The organism is Curtobacterium sp. NPDC090223, from assembly GCF_044746585.1.
GTDB lineage: Bacteria > Actinomycetota > Actinomycetes > Actinomycetales > Microbacteriaceae > Curtobacterium.
The window spans coordinates 47,752-68,226 of record NZ_JBIVCN010000006.1; the positions used below are offsets into that span (position 1 = coordinate 47,752).

A 20,475-nucleotide genomic window follows, 5' to 3' on the forward strand; every position below is an offset into this window, starting at 1 on the left:
GACGTTCTCGGTCCTCGGTACGTCTTCTCACCGTGCAGGACTCCACGGACGACGAGCAGCCGACGACCGGCGTTCTCTGTTCCGGCACCTTCGACCGGTGGCGTTGCGTCCGGTCGGAGGGGCACGACGGGCCGCACCGGTGCCGGACGGCCCGGTCGTCGACCGAGTGGAACGAGCGGGCGTCCGGGCACCGACTCCGGGGACTGACTAGATCCGGGCCATCTGCGGTGCCGGCCGCGTCGGCTCCGGTGTCTGCACCGACCGCGGGTCGGTGACGGACCCGACGAGGCCGTCGACGCACCGGCGCTGGAACTCGTCGAGCGGGATCTCGTGCGCGCCGAAGCGGGGCATGTGGTCGGTGATGAACCCGCAGTCGATCATGTCCACGCCGGCGCCGATCTCGCCCATGACCCGGGCGAGCAGGACGGTGCCGGCACGGCTCTCGTGATGGAAGATGCTCATGATGCTGAAGGTCGAGCCGATCTCCATTCCCCAGAGGCCCGCCAGCACTTCGCCGTCGCGGTGGGCAGCGCACGCCCGGACGTGTCCGGCGCGGTCGAGCTCCTGCCACGCGGCGACGACCGCCGGGGTGATCCAGGTCGACTCCCGCTCGGCGCACCCGGCGATCACCGGGTCGAACGGCGCACGCAGGTCGATGGTCAGGTCGCTGTTGCGGCTGTAGCGCCGCACCCGGACGGGCACGTGCACGCTCTCCGCGTCGATCACGGCGCGCGGCTGGACGAGTGACCACACGACGTCGTCGGGGCGTTCCTCGAGCCCGAGGGGCACGTACCCCCGCAGGTAGTTGCCGAGCACGTCCGCCGGTGTGGCGGGCCCGGCGCCGAGCAGCTCCTCGTTGAGTCGCCGGCGGGTCTCGGGGTCGCTCGCGAGCCGGACGAGCGTCCGCGCTGCGACGTTGGGGAGCCGGCCGAGCTGTCGCGCGGTCACGGAACGGGCGCCGGTGGTGAGCCGGGAGAGGACGGTACCTGCGCTGCGTTGCGCAGGGGACTTCGGGTATCCCATGGTCCGGACACTAGCGCGGGGGCGTTGCGGCCCGCAGACGGGAACCCGCAAGAATGCCGCTCGCGCCGGCCGCAGTGTCGAGGAGTCGCTGCGGCGACTCGGGGCGGGATGCCGCAGGACGGCGTCCGCGGTACACTGGGCAAGGTTAATCGATTAAGCGCGCTCGTCAGTGCATGAGGCCGCGCAAACCCGACGGTCGACCACATCCCCAAGCAACGACGCTCGGAAGGAACCACCATGCACATCGGGTCGATCTCGAGACCACGGCGCATCGTCGCCGCGGCACTCGGGGCTCTCGCTCTCGTCAGCGGGAGCCTCTTCGCAACGACGGTCGGTGTCGGCAGTGCTGCCGCCGCCACCAACGGTCCCTGCGACACCTACGCCGGCGCCGGCACCTCGTGTGTCGCCGCGTACAGCTCCACGCGGGCGCTGTACTCCTCGTACAACGGGCCGCTGTACCAGGTGCAGCGCGCCTCGGACGGTGCCACCACCAACGTCGGGCTGCTCGCCGCCGGTGGGTACGCCAACGCCCAGACGCAGGACGCGTTCTGCTCCGGCACGACCTGCACCATCTCGAAGATCTACGACCAGACGGCGAACCACAACGACCTGACGGTCGCGCCCGCGGGTGACGCCGGCGGTGCGAACGTGGCCGCGAACGCCACCGCCCTGCCGATCACGGTCGCCGGTCACAAGGCCTACGGCATCTACATGCCCCCGGGGGTCGCCTACCGCATCTCGAGCACGCTGGCCAAGGGCACGGCACGTGGTGCCAGCCCGGAGTCGATGTACGAGGTCGCGAGCGGCACCAACGTGAACCACGGCTGCTGTTCCGACTTCGGCAACGTCGAGACGCAGGAGAAGGACACCGGCAAGGGGCACATGGACGCCCTCAACCTGTCGATGCTCAACGGCTCGGGCAGCGCCGGTCGTGGCCCGTGGGTGCAGGCCGACCTGGAGAACGGTGTCTACGAGGGCAAGACCGCGATCAACACCGCGAACACCGGGAACAGCTCGAAGTTCGTCACCGCGCTGCTGAAGAACGACGGCGTCGCGAACTTCGCGCTCAAGGGCGGGAACGCGCAGTCCGGGTCCCTGTCGAAGTGGTACGATGGGGCGCTGCCGACCGACAAGGACGGCGACGGCCAGGGCTACACGCCGATGAAGCTCGAGGGCTCGATCGTGTTGGGCGCGGGCGGGGACAACTCGAACCGCGGCACGCAGTCGTTCTTCGAGGGCGTCATGACCACGGGGTACTCCACCGACGCGGCTGACAACGCCGTGCAGGCCAACGTCGTCGCGCAGAACTACCAGGGCGTCTCGACCGGCGGCGGCCCGGGTGCCGCGATCACCGGACCCGGCGGCAAGTGCGTCGACGTCGACGGTGACGACACCGGCGGCAACACCGCGATCGTGCAGCTGTACGACTGCCAGTCCCTCGCGGCCGACCAGCACTGGCTCGGCAACGTCTACGGCGCACACACGCTGTCGACGCTCGGTCGCTGCCTGGACGTCAACGGCAACGGCACCGCGAACGGCACGCACGTCGAGCTCTACGACTGCAACGGCGTCGGCGGGCAGCAGTGGATCGTGCAGCCGGACGGGTCGATCAAGAACCCGCAGTCCGGACGCTGCCTGGACGACCCGTTGGGCAACACCGCGAACGGCACGGCGCTGCAGATCTACGACTGCAACGGCAACCAGGCGCAGAAGTTCGTCGCCGCGGTCCCGATCAAGACCATCGGGTCCAAGTGCGTCGACGTGGCCGGCAACGACCTGCAGCAGAACGGCCAGCAGGTCCAGGTCTACGACTGCCAGACGCTGCTGACCGACGAGCAGACCACGGACCAGCAGTGGGCCTACAACCAGGCCGACCACACGGTCCGCACGCTCGGTCGGTGCCTGGACGTCGACGGCAACGCCACCGCGAACGGCTCGCACCTGGAGCTGTACTCGTGCAACGGCGTCGGCGGGCAGCAGTGGATCCCGCAGGCGAACGGCTCGGTGCTGAACCCGCAGTCCGGCCGCTGCCTCGACGTCCCGTCGGGCAACACCGCCAACGCGACGCCGCTGCAGCTGTACGACTGCAACGGTCAGGCGCCGCAGGTGTTCAGCTTCAACTGAACCGCGTGACGGACACCAGGCCCGGTGCCAGCTGGCACCGGGCCTGGTGTCCGTCCGTGGTCACGTCCCGGACCGCGCCCCCGTGATCGCGGCAGCGGCACCACGGACCGATGGGAGGATCTCCTGGTGATCACGACCTTCCTCGTCAACCACGCGACCGCAGTGCGCGTGCTCTTCTGGGTGGTCGTGGTCGTGTTCGCGCTCATCGGCTTCGTGGTGCACCGCCTCGGCGCCAGGCGGGTGCTGGTGGCGCTCACCGCGGTCAGCCTGGTCGCGGCGTTGGCGTTGGCGTTGACGATGACGCCGGCGGGCGAGGGCGGGAACGGGGTCGTCTGCACCGTGCAGTTCTCGGTCCCGTTCCGGGGGATCGACACGCTGGCCAACGTCGCACTGCTGTTCCCCGTGACGCTCTTCGCCGCGCTGCTCACCGGCCGACCGGTGGCGGTCCTGACCGCGGCATCGGGGCTCTCCGCCGCCATCGAGCTGGTCCAGGCGCTGCTGCCGGCGCTCGGGAGGGCGTGTGACACGAACGACTGGTTCATGAACAGCGTCGGAGCCGTGCTCGGCGGCGTGGTGGCCGCCGGCATCGTCGTCGTCGAACGCGACAGCGCAGCAGCGCCGTGCGGTCGCCCCGGTAGGCGTTCGGGTGCCGATTGTCCACATCAGGTCATCCCGGGCACCGATCGGGTCCGCGTTCCCGTCGTGCGTCCCACCCGCTCCGAACACCGAGTGCAAGTCGAGTCCCGTGGGTCGTCCCGCTGCTCTTCGGGTGAGTGCGGGGCGGCTCACGCCCGTGTGCGGCGCCGGTTTGGCGCGTCGGGCCGTGCCGGCGTGGCCCGTTCGGCAGCGCATCTGCCGGTCGTGACCGCGAAAGCGACACCGTGACGCCCGATGCGCGGCGCGTTCTGCGCGGAGATGTCGCTTCTGCGTGTCCGGTTCCGGCCGCCGACGGCACGTGCCGCGGACGAGGGCTTGCTTCATCGATTAAGCACGTGCATGATGTGACGAGTTAATCGATAAAGCACCTCGACCCGAAGGAGGCGATCCCCATGCCGAAGTCCGTCACACTGAAGGACGTGGCCGCGAAGGTCGGCGTGACGTCCGCCGCCGCGAGCATGGCGCTCTCGGGGCACGAGCGCATCAGCGAGAAGACCCGCGCGGCCGTCAAGCAGGCAGCGGACGAACTCGGGTACGTCCCGAGCTCGGCCGGGCGGGCGCTCCGCAGCCAGCGCGCCGACGCCGTCGCCCTGGTCGTCCCGAACTCGTCCGCGCACGTCTTCGGGCACCTGTACTTCATGCACGTGCTCACGGGGATGTCGACGGCAGCCAACGCCCACGACGCCCAGGTCATCGTGTCGACGAACGCCGACACCAGCTCCGGCGACGTGGCGTACGAGCGGGTCATGCGCTCGCGGACCGCCGACGGCGCCATCGTCACCAGTGCCGCGGTCGACGACGACCACGTGCAGGGGCTCGTCGCCAGCGGCCTGCCCGCCGTCCTGATCGGCAACTACCCGCACCTGGCCGACGCGGTCACGGTCGGCATCGACGACGTCACCGCGACCGAGCGCCTGGTCGACCACCTGGTCGAGGTGCACGGTCGCCGCCGCCTGGTCCACGTGACGGGCACGCTCGACCACCAGACCGGCCTGGACCGTCGGCAGGGCTTCCTGTGCGCGGCCGAGCGGCACGGCCTGACCGACGTCACCGTGATCGAGGGCGACCTGTCCGAGACCTCGGGCGCCGCCGCGATGGAGCAGATGCTCGCGGGCGACGCCGACACCCGGCCGGACGGGGTCGTCTTCGCGAACGACGACATGGCGGTCGGGGGCCTGCACACCCTGCGCCGCGCAGGCGTTGACGTCCCCGGCGACATCGCGGTCGTCGGCTTCGACGACTTCGGCCTGGCCCGGGTCACGACCCCGGGCATCACGACCATCCGCGTCCCGGCCGAGGAGATGGGCCGAATCGCGACCGAGCGGCTCTTCGACCTGGTCGACCACCGTGGCGGCAGGTCCGCCCGCACCGAACTCCCCGTCGAGCTCGTCGTCCGCGCCTCGTGCGGCTGCGACCCCGATGCGGAACGCGTCCGCACCTGACCGACGCACCCGGCACCACCCCACGCAGCACCCGACATCCCACCCGCAGCACCGAACACCCATCCTCACCCCGCATCACCCCTGCGAGCACAGCAACGCAAAGGAGCGTTCCCCGATGAAGCACGCACGCACCACCCTGGCGATCGGCGCAGTCGCCGCCGTGGCAGCCCTCACCCTGAGCGGCTGCTCGGCCGGCGGCAGCGCCAGCACCGACGGACCCGCCACCCTCAAGGTCTGGACCGGGTTCACCGGCGGTGACCGCCCCGGCTACGCCACGATCGTCAAGGACTTCGAGAAGTCCCACCCGGACATCAAGGTCGACATGACCGTCCAGCCCTGGGACACGATCCAGCAGAAGCTCCCGTCCGCCTGGCTCACCGGCCAGGGCCCCGACGTCGCGGCGGTCAGCTCCGACCCGAACGCCGTCGCGCAGTACGTCAAGACGAACTCGGTGCTGCCGATCACCGCGACCGGCAGCGGCGACGGCAAGATCAACACGTCCGACTTCGCGCCGGGCACCGTCAAGGAGTTCACCTACGACGGCAAGCTCTACGGCGTCCCCGCCAACTTCGCCACGCTCAGCCTGTACTACAACAAGAAGCTGTTCGAGGCGGCCGGCATCACGAACCCGCCGTCGACCGTCGCCGAGATGGCCGAGGACGCCCAGAAACTGACCACCGGCGGCAAGTACGGCATCGCGCTCGCCGACAACCAGACGATCCAGATGTGGCCGGTGCTGCAGTGGCTCGAGGGCGGCGACATCGTCAACGGCAAGAACTGCAGCGTCGTGCAGTCGAGCGACGGCAAGCAGAGCCTGAAGACCTGGGCCGACCTGGTCGCGAAGGACAAGGTGAGCCCCGTCGGGCTCACCGGCGCCGAGGCCGACTCGCTGTTCTCGGCGGGCAAGGCCGCGATGGAGATCAACGGCCCGTGGGCTGCCTCCGGCTACAAGTCGGCGGGCATCGACCTCGGGATCGTCAAGGTCCCGGTCGGCGTCGACGGCAAGTCCTCGACGCTCGGCTCCATCGCCCCGCTGTCGATCTCGGCGAAGACGAAGTACCCGAAGCAGGCGCAGGAGTTCCTGGCCTACTGGACGTCGAAGACCGCGCAGCAGAAGTTCTCGCTGCAGACCGGCTTCCCGCCCCTGCGCACCGACCTGTCCGACGACGCCCAGCTCAAGGCGGACCCGACCGTGTCGGTCTTCGCCAGCCAGGTACCCGACGCGCGGCTGTACCTGCCGCACGTGCCGAACGCCACCAAGGTCGACTCCGACGGCTACGTCCCGCTGATCGGCGAGATCACCCGCGGCAAGTCGATCGACGACGCGACGAAGACCGCCGGTCAGACGATCGACGGCCTGACCGGCTGCAGCAAGTGACCGACCAGCTCACCGGGTCGGCCCCGCCACGCACGCCGCGTGGCGGGGCCCCGGCCTCCGGCCGGAACACCGGACGGGAGGCCGGGCCCACCCGCCGCCGAGCGCGCCGGTTCCAGCCGGCCTGGCTCTTCATGGCCCCGTCACTGCTCATCCTGGGCGCGTTCGTCGTCTTCCCGATCCTGCGATCGCTGTACTACTCGTTCTTCGACTGGACCGTCGGCGCCGCGTCGCAGCCGTTCGTCGGGTTCGGGAACTACGTGAAGCTGTTCCACGACCAGCAGTTCTGGAACGCCCTGCGGATCACGCTCGAGTACACGATCGTCTCGGTCGTCCTGCTCGTCGTCCTCGGGTTCGTCGCGGCCCTGCTGCTGCAGCGGGACACCCTGGCGAACCGGATCGTCCGGTCGGTGTTCTTCTTCCCGACGATCGTGTCGCTGGTGACGATCGGCCTGGTGTGGAAGTTCCTGCTCGACCCGGACATCGGCCTGGTCGGCGGCATCACCGCGGCCCTCGGTCTGCCGAGCGTCGCCTGGCTGCAGTCGACCGCGCTCGCCCTGCCGACGATCATCTTCGTGTCGGTGTGGAAGAGCATCGGCTTCGCGATGATCCTGTTCGTCGCCGGGCTCAAGGGCGTGCCGGCCGAACGGTACGAGGCCGCCGAGCTCGACGGCGCGAACCGCTGGCAGACCGTCTGGCGGATCACCCTGCCGAGCATCCGCCCGACCATGCTCTTCACCTCGATGATCCTGACGATCCAGTCGTTCCAGGTGTTCGACCTGGTGTACGTGATGACCGGCGGCGGCCCGGTCTTCCACACCGACACACTCGTGAACCTGCTCTACCGCGACGGGTTCGTCAACTACCAGACCGGCTACGCGTCGGCCATCTCCTGGGTCCTCTTCGTGATCATCATGCTCATCTCCCTCCTGCAGCTGAAGCTCTTCCGGTACGACGATGTCGACTGAGGCGCGCGTGCGGCGACCGTCCCTGACGGAGCCGACCCGGGCCTCCAGTCCGGCCACCGGCCACACCAGGCGACCCGGTCGCCGGAGCGGCACCGCGCGCACCGGCTCCGTGCTCAAGTGGGTGTACCTCGGCATCGGACTCGTGTTCGCGCTCGTGCCGTTCATCTGGATGGTGAGCGGGTCGTTCCGGTCGGAGTCCGACCTGTTCGGGCACCCGGCCAGCCTGTTCCCGACCAGTGTCACGCTGCACGGCTACATCGGGGTCTGGCAGCAGCTGCCGTTCCTGCGGCTGCTGTTCAACTCGTTCCTGTTCACCGTCGTGACCACGGTGCTGACGCTGTTCTTCGACTCGATGTGCGCCTACGCCCTGGCGCGGATGCGGTTCGTCGGGCGCAACGTCGCGTTCGTGCTCGTCATCGCGACGCTGATGGTGCCGTTCCAGGTGACGCTCATCCCGGTCTTCGTGGAGCTGTTCCACCTGGGCTGGCTGAACACCTACCAGGGGCTCATCATCCCGCGTGCGACCAGTGCGTTCGGCATCTTCCTGTTCCGGCAGTTCTTCATCGACATCCCCGCCGAGCTCGACGAGGCCGCCCGCATCGACGGCGCCGGACACTGGCGGATCTACTGGCAGGTCATCCTGCCGCTCGCGAAGCCCGCGATCGCCACGGTCGCGGTGCTGAACGGCATGGCGCTCTGGAACGACCTGCTCTGGCCGCTCGTCGTGACGACCTCGAACGACATGCTGACGCTGCCCGCCGGCCTGACGCTGTTCGGGGGAGCGCACGTGACCGACCACGCGGTGCTGCTCGCCGGTGCGGTGATCTCGCTGCTGCCGATCGCCCTCGGGTTCTTCTTCGCGCAGAAGTTCTTCGTCGCGGGCGTCGCCACCACGGGGCTGAAGTGAGCGAGGCGACCCGGCCGGGCACCGGGGTCTCGCCACGGGTGCGGGCCTTCGCTCCCGGGACCTTCACGTTCGTCACCGGCATCGAGGACACCTGCGTGTACCCGCCGTCGCGCTTCGCCATGGTTCCGCTCGACGAGCACGAGCTCACCGGGCACGACCTGGCGTGGCGCGACGACCTGGACACCGTGGCCGCGCTCGGGGCCACGGCCCTGCGGTACGGGGTGGACTGGCCGCGCGTGCACGTCGCACCCGGGGTGTTCGACTGGGCCGTGCTCGACGAGCGGCTGGCGTACGCGGCGTCCCTCGGGATCACGGTCATCGCCGACCTGGTGCACTACGGCACGCCGACCTGGCTCGAGGACTCGTTCGCCGACCCGGGGTACCCCGCGGCGGTCGCGTCCTTCGCGGGGGCGTTCGCCGGCCGGTACGCGGGGGTGGTCGACCACGTGACACCCCTCAACGAGCCGATCACCACGGCGTCGTTCGCCGGGCTGCGCGGGGTGTGGCCGCCGGCGCTGACCGGGTGGTCCGGGTGGACGCGCGTGGTGCTCGGCATCGCCGCGGGCATACAGCACGCCGTGGCCGCGGTCCGGTCGGCGAACCCGGACGCGGTGGTCGTGCACGTCGAGGCGTCGTCGTTGATCACGGCGGCTGTTCCGACACCGCCCCTCGTCGCCGAGGCGGCACTGCTCGAGGCGCTCGGGTTCCTGCCGACCGACCTTGTTCTCGGTCGCGTGGACCCGACGCACCCGTCCCACGCGTGGTTGCTCTCCCACGGGGCGTCCACGGCGGAGCTGGACGAGCTCGTCGACGGCGCCGTGGCGATCGACCTGCTCGGCGTCAACTACTACCCGGACCTGTCGCCCCGCCGGCTCGAGGACGGCCCGGACGGCACCGTCCAGCACGCGTACGACCGCTGGACCGAGGGGCTGGTCGACTCCCTGACCCGGTTCGACGCGCGGTACGGCCTGCCGATGGTCGTCACCGAGACGTCGATCGAGGGCGACGACTCCGTGCGGTCGGCCTGGGTCCGGGACTCGGTCGCCGCGGTCCGGTCCCTGGCGGACGCCGGTGTCGACGTGCGGGGGTGGACGTGGTGGCCGGTGTTCGACTTCGTGGACTGGTCGTACGCGTCCGGTGGGCGGAACGTCGAGGAGTTCGCCGTCGCCCCGGAGGTCGTCGCCGAACGAGCCGCGTCCGGCCGGAAGACGCCGTACCTGCGCCGGATGGGTCTGGTCCGGCTCGAGGAACAGCCGGACGGCACGTTGACCAGGGTACGGACGGGCGCTGCCGAGGCGTACCGGGACGTGGCGGGGTAGCGCTCGGTCGCGCGCGGCCCGGCGCTCCGGGTGCGGTCTTCGGGCCGGGACGGATCCCGCCTGCAGAGGACGAGACCCGCGCCGTCAGCCGCGCGGCTCCGACAGTGCACGCAGGAACGCCGCCTGCCGCTCCCAGTGCCGAAACCCGCCGCCCTCGTGCCCGTTGTACGGGTACACCTCGATGGCCCTGTCGGTCGAGGCCAGCGCGTTGTACGCCGCGAAGGTCGTCCGCGGCGGCACGACCTCGTCCATGAGCGCGACCGAGAACAGCGCCGGCGCCGTGATCCGCGCCGCGAAGTTCACCCCGTCGAGGTACGACGCCGTCGTCCACACCGTCTCGGCGGCGTCCCGGTGCACGGCCAGGTACCGGACGAGCTCCTGGTACGGGTCGCTCATCGCCACGAGCGCCCCGTGCTCCCAGTCGCAGAGGAACGCGACGTCCGGCATCACCGCGGTGACCGGGCCGACGTGCGCCTCGACCAGCGCCGCCGCCGCGATCGCGATCCCGCCGCCCTGACTCCCGCCGGTCAGGGCGATCCGGTCCGGGTCGACCCCGGGCAGGGTCCGGACGGCGTCGACCAGCCGCACCGCGTCGGTGTACACGCGACGGTAGTAGTGGTCGGCGGGGTCCTCGATGCCGCGCGTCATCCACCCGCCGATGTGCGGGCCGGAGCCGTGCGGGTCCGGGGTGTCGCCGCCGCCCCACCCGCTGCCCTGGCCGCGGGTGTCCATCACGACGTGCACGTAGCCGGCGAGCGCCCACGCGACGCGCTCGCCGGGGAGTGCCCGCCCGCCGTTGTAGCCGAGGAACTCGACGACGGCGGGCAGCGGCTCGTCGCCCGCCCCGGCCGGCCGCGTGACCCAGGCGCGGACGGGGTCGGCGGCGAAGCCGGGGAAGGTCAGGTCCTCGACGACGAGCGCGGTGACCGGGGTCTCGGCCGGGGTGGTCACGGCGCGGGCACCCGAGCGGTCGGCGGCGGTCCGGGCCGCCGCGATCGTGTCGGCCCAGAACGCGTCGAAGTCGTCCGGCACGCGCACGGTGGGGCGGTGGGTGCGGAGCTCGTCGAGGGGGAGATCGGTCAGCGGCATGGTGGTGTCCTCGTCGGTGGGAGTGGTGCTCGCCCGAACCGTACGCCCGGACGACGACTGCGCAGCGTGGCGGCTGCGCAGTCGTCGTCAGGGCGAGCAGTCGTGCGTCGGAGGGGTCAGGACGCGGCGACGGCGTCGCGGTAGCGCTCGAGCACCTCCGGGTGCGGGTCGGCCGGGACCGTCGTCGTGGTGACCTCCCACGTCGGCAGCGCGCCGGTCAGCGCCCATGCTGCCTGACGCGCGGCCCCGGCGGCGACGTACTCGCCGGGTTCGGGCAGGTGCACGTCCCGACCGAAGACCTGCGCGGCGATCGTCCGGACGGCCTCGTTCCGAGCGGCTCCGCCGATGAGCAGCAGCCGCTCGACGGTCACGCCCGACGCCTCGACGGCGGCCAGGCCGTCCGCCAGGGCGCAGAGCATGCCCTCGACGGCCGCCCGGGCGAGGTGCTCCCGGTCGGTCGTCGCCGGGGTCATCCCGAGCAGGGACGCGGTCGCGTCCGGCCGGTTCGGCGTGCGTTCGCCGACGAAGTACGGCACGAGCACGAGACCGTCGGCACCCGTCGGCGCCTCGAGCGCGAGGCGCCCGAGCTCGCCGTGGTCCACGCCGAGCAGGCCGCCGATCACCTCGAGCACGCGGGCCGCGTTGAGCGTGGTGACGATCGGGAGGCGCGACCCGGTTCCGTCAGCGAAGCCCGCCACGGTCCCGCTCGGGTCCGCCACCGCGGTGTCGGTCACGCCGAAGACCGTCCCGCTGGTCCCGAGGGACACCGCGACGTCGCCTGCGGCGAGTCCGAGGCCGAGCGCTGCCCCCGCGTTGTCGCCGGTGCCGGCACCCACGACCAGTCCGCCCGGGGCCGTCCGACCACCGGGGAGGTCCACGGCCGCCGCCAGGGTGCCCATCGACCGGTCGGGCGCGACGACCCGGGGGACCACGACGTCGCCGTCCCCGCGGTCGCCGGCGACCCGCATGGACCGGCCGAGTGCGAGCTCGAACAGCGCCTCGTCGTACGCCCGTCGGACCGGGTCCCAGTACGCCGTGCCGCTGGCGTCCGAGCCGTCGGTCGCGAGCGCGTCGAGGTCGGGTCCGAGCGGGCTCTCGCCGACCGGGCCGTACCCGCGCAGCCGCCACGACAGCCAGTCGTGGGGGAGCGCCACGGCCGCGACCCGGCGTGCGTTCTCCGGCTCGGCGTCGCGGAGCCAGCGCAGCTTGGTGCCGGTGAACGAGGCCACCGGGACCAGACCCGTCCTGGCGACCCATGCCTCCCGTCCGAGTTCCTCGACCATCTGCGCGGCCGCGGCCGCGCTGCGGACGTCGTTCCAGAGGAGTGCGTCCCGGACCACGCGTCCGTCGGTGTCGAGCGCGACCATGCCGTGTTGCTGGCCGGCGATCGCGATGCCCGCGACGTCGTCGAGCCCGCCGGCGTCCGCGACGGCGGCGCCGAGGGCGTCCCACCAGTGGCGGGGGTCGACCGACGTGCCGTCCGGGTGGGCGGCTCGGCCCTCCCGGACGACGGCGCCGGTGTCGGCGTCGCGGATCGTGACCTTGCAGGACTGGGTCGACGAGTCGACCCCCGCAACCAGTGTCATCAGCCGCGAGCGCCCATGAGGTGGTCGACGGCGAGCTGCTGCAGCCGGACGAAGCCGAAGCCCTTGCCGCCGAAGTACGCGTCGGCGTCGAAGTCCTCGAACGCTGAGCGGTCCGCCAGGAAGGCGTCGTAGGACTCGCCCTCGTCCAGCGTCGGCGTGGACAGCTCGTCGACCTTGGCCGCGGCGAGCGCCGCCTGGACCTCGGGGTCGGCGCGGAAGGCCTGCGCGCGCTCCTTGAGGAGCAGGTACATGCGCATGTTCGCCGCGGCGGAGTCCCAGACGCCGGAGATGTCCTCGGTGCGGGACGGCTTGTAGTCGAAGTGGCGGGGGCCGTCGTACGCGACGCCGCCCTGCGGGGAACCGTGCTCGAGCAGGTCGACCAGGGAGAACGCGTTCTGCAGGTCGCCGTGGCCGAACACCAGGTCCTGGTCGTACTTGATGCCGCGCTGGCCGTTGAGGTCGATGTGGAAGAGCTTGCCGGAGTACAGCGCCTGGGCGATGCCGGCCGTGAAGTTCAGGCCGGCCATCTGCTCGTGGCCGACCTCGGGGTTCACGCCGAACAGCTCCGGACGCTCGAGGGTGTCGATGAAGGCGATCGCGTGGCCGAGGGTCGGCAGCAGGATGTCGCCGCGGGGCTCGTTCGGCTTCGGCTCGATCGCGAAGCGGATGTCGTAGCCCTTGTCGGTGACGTACTGCGCGAGCAGGTCGACGGACTCCTTGTAGCGGGAGAGCGCGGCCTGCACGTCCTTGGCGGAGTCGTACTCGGCGCCCTCGCGGCCACCCCACATCACGAACGTCTTCGCGCCGAGCTCGGCGGCGAGGTCGACGTTGCGCAGCACCTTGCGGAGCGCGAAGCGGCGGACCTGCCGGTCGTTCGAGGTGAAGCCGCCGTCCTTGAAGACCGGCGCGGAGAAGAGGTTCGTCGTGACCATCGGCACGACGATCCCGGTCGACTCGAGGGCGCCCTTGAGGCGGTCGATCTGGGTCTGGCGCTCGGCGTCGGTCGAGCCGAACGCGAACAGGTCGTCGTCGTGGAAGGTCAGGCCGTAGGCGCCGAGCTCGTCGAGCTTCTCGACCGCCTCGACCACGTCGAGCTGCGGGCGGGTCGGGCCGCCGAACGGGTCGGAGCCGTTGTAGCCGATGGTCCAGAGACCGAAGGAGAACTTGTCGTCACGGGTGGGCGTCGTCGCCATGGTTGTCACCGTTCTTCGTTGAACACGGGGCCGCGCGACTCGTCGCACGGATCTCGGCAAAATGTTGCCGCGCCCAACATAAGCGTTAGGGTGGATCGTGGCAAGGACGTGATCGCAAGGGAGCGAGCGGATGGCACAGGAACGACTTCGGGTCGCGATGGTGGGACACGGCTTCATGGGAGCCGCCCACTCGCAGGCCTGGCGGACCACCCCGAGGTTCTTCGACCTCGGGGTCGAACCGGAGATGGCGGTGGTCGTCGGGCGCGACCCGGACCGCACCGAGGCCGCCAGGGTGCAGTACGGCTGGCAGGCCGCGTCGACCGACTGGCGCGCGGTCGTCGCGGACCCCGACATCGACGTCGTCGACGTCGTGTCCCCGGGGTCGTCGCACGTCGAGGTCGCGATCGCCGCACTCGAGGCCGGCAAGCACGTCCTCTGCGAGAAGCCGCTCGCGAACACCGTGGCCGAAGCCGAGGCGATGACCGCCGCCGCCGACGCCGCCCGGGCCCGAGGGGTCCGCGCCATGGTCGGCTTCAGCTACCGCCGGGTCCCCGCGATCGCCTTCGCACGGGACCTCGTGCAGGCCGGCCGCATCGGCACCGTCCGGCAGGTCCGCGCGCTCTACCTGCAGGACTGGCTGACCGACGCCGACGGACCGATGACCTGGCGGCTCGACAAGGCGCTCGCCGGCTCCGGCTCGCTCGGGGACATCGGCGCGCACGCCATCGACCTCGTCGAACACGTCACCGGCGCCCGGCTCGCCAGCGTCTCCGGCACCCTCGAGACCTTCGTGACCGAGCGCCCCCTGCTCGCCGACGGCGTCGGGCTGTCCGGCACCGCGTCGAGCGAGCGCGGCCAGGTCACGGTCGACGACGCCGCGTTCTTCATCGGCCGGCTCGGCGGCGGCGCTGCCGACGGTGCCATCGGCACGTTCGAGGCCACGCGCTACGCCACCGGACGCAAGAACGGCCTGACGCTCGAGATCAGCGGGTCCGAGGGTGCGATCCAGTTCGACCTCGAGGCCATGAACGAGCTCCGCCTCTACGAGTCCTCGGCCCCGGCCGGCGAGCAGGGATTCCGGCGGATCCTCGTCACCGAACCCGAACACCCCTACGCGGCTGCGTGGTGGCCGACCGGGCACCTCATCGGGTACGAGCACACCTTCAGCCACCAGGTGAAGGACTTCGTCGACGCGATCGTCGCCGGCACCGACCCCTCGCCGTCGTTCGCGGACGGCCTGCACGTGCAGCGCGTGCTCGACGCCGTCGAACGCAGCGCCGCCGACGGCAGCAGCTGGACGGCGATCCCGTGACCGACCCCCGGAAGGACACCATGCAGCAGCGCCAGGCACTCGTCGTCCGAGGCGGGTGGGACGGGCACCAACCCGTCGAGACCACCGACGCGTTCGTCCCGTTCCTGCGGGAACACGGGTTCGACGTGCGCATCGAGGACTCCACCGCGGTCTACGCCGACGCGTCCGTGATGGACACCGTGGACCTGGTCGTCCAGGTCGTCACGATGTCGACGATCGCCGACGACGAGTTCGCCGGACTGCAGCGGGCCGTGCTCGCGGGCACCGGGCTCGCCGGCTGGCACGGCGGCATCGCGGATGCGTTCCGGAACACCGCCGACTACCTGCACATGATCGGCGGGCAGTTCGCGCACCACGCGGGCAAGCACCCGTCCGAGCGCACCGGCGAGCAGTCGGACAACTACATCTCGTACACGGTGCACATCACCGACGTCGGCCGCGAGCACCCGATCACGCGGGGCATCGAGGACTTCGACCTGGTCACCGAGCAGTACTGGGTGCTCTCCGACGAGTACAACGACGTGCTGGCGACGACCACGCAGGCGGCGCGCGACTTCGACGCCTGGAACCGTCCGGTCACCGCGCCGGCGATCTGGACCCGGCAGTGGGGCGACGGCCGGGTCTTCGTCTCGGCGCCCGGCCACCGTCTCGAGGTCGTCGAGTCCCAGCCGCTCCGCACGGTCATCGAACGGGGACTCCTGTGGGCAGCACGATGAGGGTCGGCATGGTCGGCGTCGGCAACATCAGCCGGCAGTACCTGCAGCACCTGCCCGACCTGGCGGACCTGCGCCTGACCGCGGTCGCCGACCTGGACACCGAGCGCGCGGCGGCGGTCGCCAGCGAGCAGGGCGTCCTGGCACTCGGCGTCGACGAGCTGCTGACGCACGACGAGGTCGACGTGGTGCTCAACCTGACGATCCCGGCGGCCCACGCCGAGGTCGCCGAGCGGGCGCTCGCCGCGGGCAAGCACGTCTACGGCGAGAAGCCGCTCGCGACCTCCACCGCCGAGGCCGCGCCGGTGCTCGACCACGCCCGTGCCGCGGGCCTGCGCGTCGGCAGCGCCCCGGACACCGTGCTCGGCACCGGCATCCAGACCGCCCGCGCGGCACTCGACGACGGGATGATCGGCACCCCGGTCGGCGCGGCGGTGTCGTGGAGCGCCCCCGGCCACGAGCTGTGGCACCCGGCGCCCGCGTTCTACTACCAGCCGGGCGGCGGTCCGCTGCTCGACATGGGGCCGTACTACCTGACCAGCCTGGTCTCGTTCTTCGGTCCGGTCGTCCGGGTCAGCGGCAGTGCCACCCGGTCGACCCGCGAGCGCACGGTCGCCACCGGCCCGGCCGCCGGCACGCCGATCCCAGTCGACGTCGACACGCACGTGGCCGCGGTCCTCGAGCACGAGAACGGGGTCGTCTCCACGGTGACCGTCTCCTTCGAGGTCTGGGCGACCCGGTCCCCGCTCTTCGAGGTGTACGGCACCGCCGGGACACTCGCCGTGCCGGACCCGAACGCGTTCTCCGAGACGGCGTCCATCGCCACCGCCGACGACCGCACGTGGCGGGAGCTCCCGGTGCGCGCGGGCTACGCCGACGCCGGGCGCGGGTACGGGCTCGCCGACATGGCACGTGCGATCGCCACGGACCGTCCACACCGGGCGTCCGGGGACCTGGCGTACCACGTGCTCGAGGTGATGGAAGCGGTTGCGACCGCCTCCCGGGAGCACACCGTGGTGCCCGTGGCCTCCCGGCCGGAACGGCCGGCCACGGTCCCGCTCGGTGCACGACCGGAGACCTGGTGACACGGACCGGACCCGGCGACGGCGCCGGGACCGGACCCGGCGACGGCGCCGGGACCGGTACGAGACGGAAGGAAGCAGCATGACGGACGGACCACGAGCCTCCAGGCCGGTCACCCTGTTCACCGGCCAGTGGGCGGACCTGCCCTTCGAGGAGGTCGCCCGGCTCGCCGGCGACTGGGGGTACGACGGGCTGGAGATCGCCTGCTGGGGCGACCACCTCGACGTCCGGCGCGCCGCGACCGACCCGGCGTACGTCGCCGACCGGCACCGGATCCTCGCGGAGCACGGCCTCGGCGTGTGGACGATCGCGAACCACCTGGTCGGCCAGGCCGTGTGCGACGACCCGATCGACGCCAGGCACCAGGACATCCTGCCCCCGCACGTGTGGGGCGACGGCGACCCGGAGGGGGTCAGGCAGCGCGCCGCCGAGGAACTGCAGTGGACCGCCCGCGCGGCCGCCGCGCTCGGCGTCGACACCGTGACCGGGTTCTCCGGGTCCTCGATCTGGAAGACCGTCGCCGGGTTCCCGCCCGTGCCGCCGGGGATGATCGACGCCGGGTACCAGGACTTCCACGACCGTTGGTCCCCGGTGCTCGACGTCTTCGAGGAGGTCGGGGTCCGCTTCGCCCTCGAGGTCCACCCGTCCGAGATCGCCTACGACTACTGGACCGCGAAGCGCACGCTCGAGGTCTTCGCCGACCGCCCGGCGTTCGGGTTCAACTTCGACCCGTCGCACTTCGTGTGGCAGGACCTCGACCCCGCCGCGTTCCTGCTCGACTTCGCCGACCGGGTCTACCACGTGCACTGCAAGGAGTCGGTCAAGCAGCTCGACGGCCGGAACGGACGGCTCGCCAGCCACCTGCCGTGGGGCGACCCGCGCCGTGGCTGGGACTTCGTCACGGCCGGCCACGGGGACGTCCCCTGGGAGCGGGTGTTCCGCGTGCTGAACCACATCGGGTACGCCGGACCGACCAGCGTTGAGTGGGAGGACGCCGGCATGGACCGGCTCGTCGGCGGCCCGGAGGCGCTGGCGTTCGTCCGGCGGCTCGGCACCATCGCCCCACCGGACGCCGCCTTCGACGCCGCGTTCTCGCAGTCCCGGTGAGCGGGGTCACGATGCCAGCCGACGTGCGTGCCGACCGGCCGCGGCGGAACACCGCCCGCGTGCTCCGGATCGTGCACGAGGACGGGCCGCTGACGCGCGCCGAACTGACCAGGCGCACGGGGCTGAACCGGTCGACCACGCTGGCGCTCGTCGGCGAGCTCGTCGCCCTGGGGCTCGTGCGCGAGTCCGAGAGCGCCGGTGCGCCGGGCGTCGGGCGTCCGAGCCCCGTGGTCCGCGCCTCCCCGGACGTCGTGGCCGTCGCCGTGACCGTCGAGATCGACGCCGTCACCGTGGCACTCGTCGGCCTCGACGGGAGCATCCGGCACCGCGTCACGGAGCACACCGACCACCGCCCGACCGCCGCCGAGGCCGTGCGCATCGTCGCCGGGCTGCTCGACGGCCTGCGCGACGCGATGCGGCCGCTCCGCACGGTCGGCATCGGCGTCTCGATCCCCGGCACCGTCCGCGTCGAGGACGGCCTGGTCCGGTACGCCCCGCACCTCGGGTGGCGCGACGAGCCCTTCGCCGCGCCGCTCGCCGCCGCGACCGGACGGCCCGTGCGGGTGGCGAACGACGCCAACCTCGGCGCGCGGGCCGAGCACCTGTACGGCAGCGGCCGGGGCGTCCGCGACCTCGTGTACCTGAACGGCGGCGCGAGCGGCATCGGCGGCGGCGTGATCAGCGCCGACCGGCCCCTCAGCGGCGCCGACGGCTACGCGGGCGAGCTCGGGCACACCTTCGTGGCGGACAACGGCATCCGCTGCCACTGCGGCGCGTTCGGTTGCCTGGAGACCGAGGCCTCCCGCGCCGCTCTCGTCGCCGTCACCGGCGTCGACGCGGACGACCTGCCGGCCCTCGCCGCCGCGCTGGACGCCGGGGGGCCCGAGGTCGACCGGGTCGTCGACCGCCAGGTCGCCGCGCTCGCCACCGGGCTCCGCAACGCGATCCACACGGTCAACCCCGAGGTGGTCGTCCTCGGCGGCTTCCTCGGCGTCCTGCTCGGACACGTCGGTGACCGGATCGTCACCGCGGTGCGCGCGCAGTCGATGGCCGCGATGGCGGACCGGGTGCGGATCGTGCCCACCGCGCTCGGCGCCGACGTGCTGCTCCGTGGGGCGGCCGAGCTCGGGTTCCGCGACCTGCTCGACGACCCGCAGCGCGCCGACCCGGCCCACGCCACCACCGGGACCGACCGGCCCGGCACCGCGCCCGACCGCCCCGCGCCCGACCGGCCCGCGCCCGACCGGCCCGGGACCGACCGGCCCGGCACGGCTCCCACCCCCTCCGACTCCGACACCCACCAGGAAGCGACCACCCCATGACCACCACCACGCAGCACGGCAGCACGCAGCACGGCAGCACCCAGCGCGTCAGCGTCCTGCTCGGCCAGGACGACCTCACTGTCGAGGACCGCCCCGTCCCCGCCGTCGACCCGGGCGACGTGCTCGTGCGGGTCGCCGCCGTCGGGGTGTGCGGCTCCGACGTGCACTACTTCCGGCACGGCCGGATCGGCGACTTCGTCGTCGAGGAGCCCCTCGTCCTCGGCCACGAGCTCTCCGGCACGATCGTCGCGGTCGGTGACGGCGTCGACGAGGCCCGCATGGGGGAGCGCGTCGCGATCGAACCGCAGCGCCCGTGCCACCGGTGCGCACAGTGCCTCGCCGGCCGGTACAACCTCTGCCCGTACATGCGCTTCTACGCGACGCCGCCGGTGGACGGGGCCTTCGCCGAGTTCGTCACGATCGAGGCGGAGTTCGCCCACACGCTGCCCGACACCGTCTCGTTCGAGGCCGGCGCCCTCCTCGAACCGCTCTCCGTCGGCATCGCGGCCGTCCGGAAGGCGGGCATCGTCCCCGGATCCTCCGTCCTCATCGCGGGCGCCGGTCCGATCGGCATCATCTGCGCACAGGCCGCCAGGGCGTTCGGTGCGTCGCGCATCGTGATCAGCGACCTCGTCGCCGAGCGCCGGGAGCGCGCACTGTCCTACGGGGCGACCGAGGTCGTCGACCCGACCGTCGTGTCCGTCGCGTCCGACATCGCTCCGGTGGACGCGTTCATCGACGCGAGCGGGGCACCCCGTGCGGTCGCGGACGGCATCCGCGCCGTCGGTCCTGCGGGCGCGGCGGTCCTGGTCGGGCTCGGCAACTCCGAGATGACGCTGCCCGTCGAGCACATCCAGAACCTCGAGGTCACGGTCACCGGGATCTTCCGCTACACCGGCACGTGGCCGGTCGCGATCGAGCTCGTGGCGTCTGGCCAGGTGGACCTGGACTCGCTGGTCACCGGCCGCTTCGGGTTGGACGACGTCCGCGAGGCCCTCGAGAGCGACACCGACCCGGCATCCCTCAAGTCCGTCGTCTACCCGTCCGGCGTGCCGCGCGCGTAGCGCGCGCCGCGCGCTGCGCTCGCGCGCCGCGCCGCGCTCCCGCAGCGTGCGAGGTTCCGTACACGGTGGCAGCCTCCGCGTCTCGCACCGAGTACGGAACCTCGCACACTGCGGACTGGAGGCTCGGCTCGCCACCGGCACCGAGCCTCCCGTCCGGTCCGTGACCCGGAACGGGGCCACCGGAGCGTCAC

The 20,475-nt window shown here is 72.0% G+C and carries 17 protein-coding genes; 13 read left to right on the forward strand and 4 right to left on the reverse strand.

What is annotated here, in order from left to right; translation table 11 throughout:
- Positions 1–207: 207 nt before the first annotated feature.
- The gene (locus ACIPJY_RS15235) at positions 208–1,023 is read right to left on the reverse strand and encodes a hypothetical protein (protein WP_400465300.1); all 816 of its coding nucleotides are present in this window, start codon (positions 1,021–1,023) and stop codon (positions 208–210) included.
- A gap of 237 nt (positions 1,024–1,260) precedes the next feature.
- On the opposite strand from ACIPJY_RS15235, the gene ACIPJY_RS15240 reads away from it, so the two are divergent.
- The 7 genes from ACIPJY_RS15240 to ACIPJY_RS15270 all read left to right on the forward strand — a co-directional run bounded on the left by ACIPJY_RS15240 (position 1,261) and on the right by ACIPJY_RS15270 (position 9,815).
- The gene (locus ACIPJY_RS15240; RefSeq protein WP_400465303.1) at positions 1,261–3,147 is read left to right on the forward strand and encodes an arabinofuranosidase catalytic domain-containing protein; all 1,887 of its coding nucleotides are present in this window, start codon (positions 1,261–1,263) and stop codon (positions 3,145–3,147) included.
- Between the two features lie 126 nt (positions 3,148–3,273).
- Positions 3,274–4,032 (forward strand): VanZ family protein, encoded by a 759-nt coding sequence (locus ACIPJY_RS15245; protein WP_400465306.1) that lies wholly within the window; start codon positions 3,274–3,276, stop codon positions 4,030–4,032.
- Positions 4,033–4,196: 164 nt separating this feature from the next.
- Positions 4,197–5,246 (forward strand): LacI family DNA-binding transcriptional regulator, encoded by a 1,050-nt coding sequence (locus tag ACIPJY_RS15250; RefSeq protein ID WP_400465309.1) that lies wholly within the window; start codon positions 4,197–4,199, stop codon positions 5,244–5,246.
- Positions 5,247–5,361: 115 nt separating this feature from the next.
- Positions 5,362–6,624 carry an extracellular solute-binding protein gene (locus ACIPJY_RS15255; protein WP_400465312.1) on the forward strand — a complete coding sequence of 421 codons (1,263 nt, stop codon included), beginning with the start codon at positions 5,362–5,364 and terminating at the stop codon, positions 6,622–6,624.
- On the forward strand, positions 6,621–7,589 hold the full coding sequence (locus ACIPJY_RS15260; RefSeq protein WP_400465315.1) for a carbohydrate ABC transporter permease: 969 nt from the start codon (positions 6,621–6,623) through the stop codon (positions 7,587–7,589). Before ACIPJY_RS15255 ends, ACIPJY_RS15260 begins: the two co-directional genes overlap by 4 nt.
- Positions 7,579–8,496 (forward strand): carbohydrate ABC transporter permease, encoded by a 918-nt coding sequence (locus tag ACIPJY_RS15265; protein ID WP_400465317.1) that lies wholly within the window; start codon positions 7,579–7,581, stop codon positions 8,494–8,496. The genes ACIPJY_RS15260 and ACIPJY_RS15265 overlap by 11 nt, the downstream gene beginning before the upstream one ends.
- Positions 8,493–9,815, forward strand: coding sequence for a family 1 glycosylhydrolase (locus ACIPJY_RS15270; protein WP_400465319.1), 1,323 nt, complete (start codon positions 8,493–8,495; stop codon positions 9,813–9,815). The genes ACIPJY_RS15265 and ACIPJY_RS15270 overlap by 4 nt, the downstream gene beginning before the upstream one ends.
- An 84-nt stretch (positions 9,816–9,899) precedes the next feature.
- Here the strand turns inward: ACIPJY_RS15270 and ACIPJY_RS15275 are convergent, their stop codons facing one another.
- The 3 genes from ACIPJY_RS15275 to xylA all read right to left on the reverse strand — a co-directional run bounded on the left by ACIPJY_RS15275 (position 9,900) and on the right by xylA (position 13,683).
- Positions 9,900–10,904 (reverse strand): acetylxylan esterase, encoded by a 1,005-nt coding sequence (locus ACIPJY_RS15275; protein ID WP_400465322.1) that lies wholly within the window; start codon positions 10,902–10,904, stop codon positions 9,900–9,902.
- A gap of 116 nt (positions 10,905–11,020) precedes the next feature.
- Entirely contained in the window at positions 11,021–12,490 is a 1,470-nt protein-coding gene (xylB, locus tag ACIPJY_RS15280; RefSeq protein WP_400465324.1) for a xylulokinase, read from the reverse strand.
- Positions 12,490–13,683 (reverse strand): xylose isomerase, encoded by a 1,194-nt coding sequence (gene xylA, locus ACIPJY_RS15285; protein ID WP_400465327.1) that lies wholly within the window; start codon positions 13,681–13,683, stop codon positions 12,490–12,492. Before xylA ends, xylB begins: the two co-directional genes overlap by 1 nt.
- A gap of 130 nt (positions 13,684–13,813) precedes the next feature.
- On the opposite strand from xylA, the gene ACIPJY_RS15290 reads away from it, so the two are divergent.
- The 6 genes from ACIPJY_RS15290 (at position 13,814) to ACIPJY_RS15315 (ending at position 20,284) form a co-directional block, all read left to right on the forward strand.
- On the forward strand, positions 13,814–14,995 hold the full coding sequence (locus ACIPJY_RS15290; RefSeq protein ID WP_400465330.1) for a Gfo/Idh/MocA family protein: 1,182 nt from the start codon (positions 13,814–13,816) through the stop codon (positions 14,993–14,995).
- 20 nt (positions 14,996–15,015) lie between these two features.
- Positions 15,016–15,711, forward strand: a complete 696-nt coding sequence (locus ACIPJY_RS15295; RefSeq protein ID WP_400465884.1) for a ThuA domain-containing protein — start codon at positions 15,016–15,018, stop codon at positions 15,709–15,711.
- Positions 15,708–16,793, forward strand: coding sequence for a Gfo/Idh/MocA family protein (locus tag ACIPJY_RS15300; RefSeq protein WP_400465887.1), 1,086 nt, complete (start codon positions 15,708–15,710; stop codon positions 16,791–16,793). Before ACIPJY_RS15295 ends, ACIPJY_RS15300 begins: the two co-directional genes overlap by 4 nt.
- A 79-nt stretch (positions 16,794–16,872) precedes the next feature.
- Positions 16,873–17,898, forward strand: a complete 1,026-nt coding sequence (locus ACIPJY_RS15305; protein ID WP_400465333.1) for a sugar phosphate isomerase/epimerase family protein — start codon at positions 16,873–16,875, stop codon at positions 17,896–17,898.
- 11 nt (positions 17,899–17,909) lie between these two features.
- Positions 17,910–19,220 carry an ROK family protein gene (locus ACIPJY_RS15310; RefSeq protein WP_400465336.1) on the forward strand — a complete coding sequence of 437 codons (1,311 nt, stop codon included), beginning with the start codon at positions 17,910–17,912 and terminating at the stop codon, positions 19,218–19,220.
- On the forward strand, positions 19,217–20,284 hold the full coding sequence (locus ACIPJY_RS15315) for an NAD(P)-dependent alcohol dehydrogenase (protein WP_400465338.1): 1,068 nt from the start codon (positions 19,217–19,219) through the stop codon (positions 20,282–20,284). Before ACIPJY_RS15310 ends, ACIPJY_RS15315 begins: the two co-directional genes overlap by 4 nt.
- Positions 20,285–20,475: the final 191 nt, after the last annotated feature.

Bases quoted from the DNA above. Each gene is read 5' to 3' on its own strand.
- ACIPJY_RS15315 (WP_400465338.1), top strand. From the start codon at position 19,217: ATGACCACCACCACGCAGCACGGCAGCACGCAGCACGGCAGCACCCAG.
- ACIPJY_RS15295 (WP_400465884.1), top strand. From the start codon at position 15,016: ATGCAGCAGCGCCAGGCACTCGTCGTCCGAGGCGGGTGGGACGGGCAC.
- ACIPJY_RS15310 (WP_400465336.1), top strand. From the start codon at position 17,910: ATGCCAGCCGACGTGCGTGCCGACCGGCCGCGGCGGAACACCGCCCGC.
- ACIPJY_RS15255 (WP_400465312.1), top strand. From the start codon at position 5,362: ATGAAGCACGCACGCACCACCCTGGCGATCGGCGCAGTCGCCGCCGTG.
- ACIPJY_RS15265 (WP_400465317.1), top strand. From the start codon at position 7,579: ATGTCGACTGAGGCGCGCGTGCGGCGACCGTCCCTGACGGAGCCGACC.
- ACIPJY_RS15240 (WP_400465303.1), top strand. From the start codon at position 1,261: ATGCACATCGGGTCGATCTCGAGACCACGGCGCATCGTCGCCGCGGCA.
- ACIPJY_RS15235 (WP_400465300.1), bottom strand. From the start codon at position 1,023: ATGGGATACCCGAAGTCCCCTGCGCAACGCAGCGCAGGTACCGTCCTC.
- ACIPJY_RS15275 (WP_400465322.1), bottom strand. From the start codon at position 10,904: ATGCCGCTGACCGATCTCCCCCTCGACGAGCTCCGCACCCACCGCCCC.
- xylB (WP_400465324.1), bottom strand. From the start codon at position 12,490: ATGACACTGGTTGCGGGGGTCGACTCGTCGACCCAGTCCTGCAAGGTC.
- ACIPJY_RS15300 (WP_400465887.1), top strand. From the start codon at position 15,708: ATGAGGGTCGGCATGGTCGGCGTCGGCAACATCAGCCGGCAGTACCTG.
- xylA (WP_400465327.1), bottom strand. From the start codon at position 13,683: ATGGCGACGACGCCCACCCGTGACGACAAGTTCTCCTTCGGTCTCTGG.
- ACIPJY_RS15250 (WP_400465309.1), top strand. From the start codon at position 4,197: ATGCCGAAGTCCGTCACACTGAAGGACGTGGCCGCGAAGGTCGGCGTG.
- ACIPJY_RS15290 (WP_400465330.1), top strand. From the start codon at position 13,814: ATGGCACAGGAACGACTTCGGGTCGCGATGGTGGGACACGGCTTCATG.
- ACIPJY_RS15305 (WP_400465333.1), top strand. From the start codon at position 16,873: ATGACGGACGGACCACGAGCCTCCAGGCCGGTCACCCTGTTCACCGGC.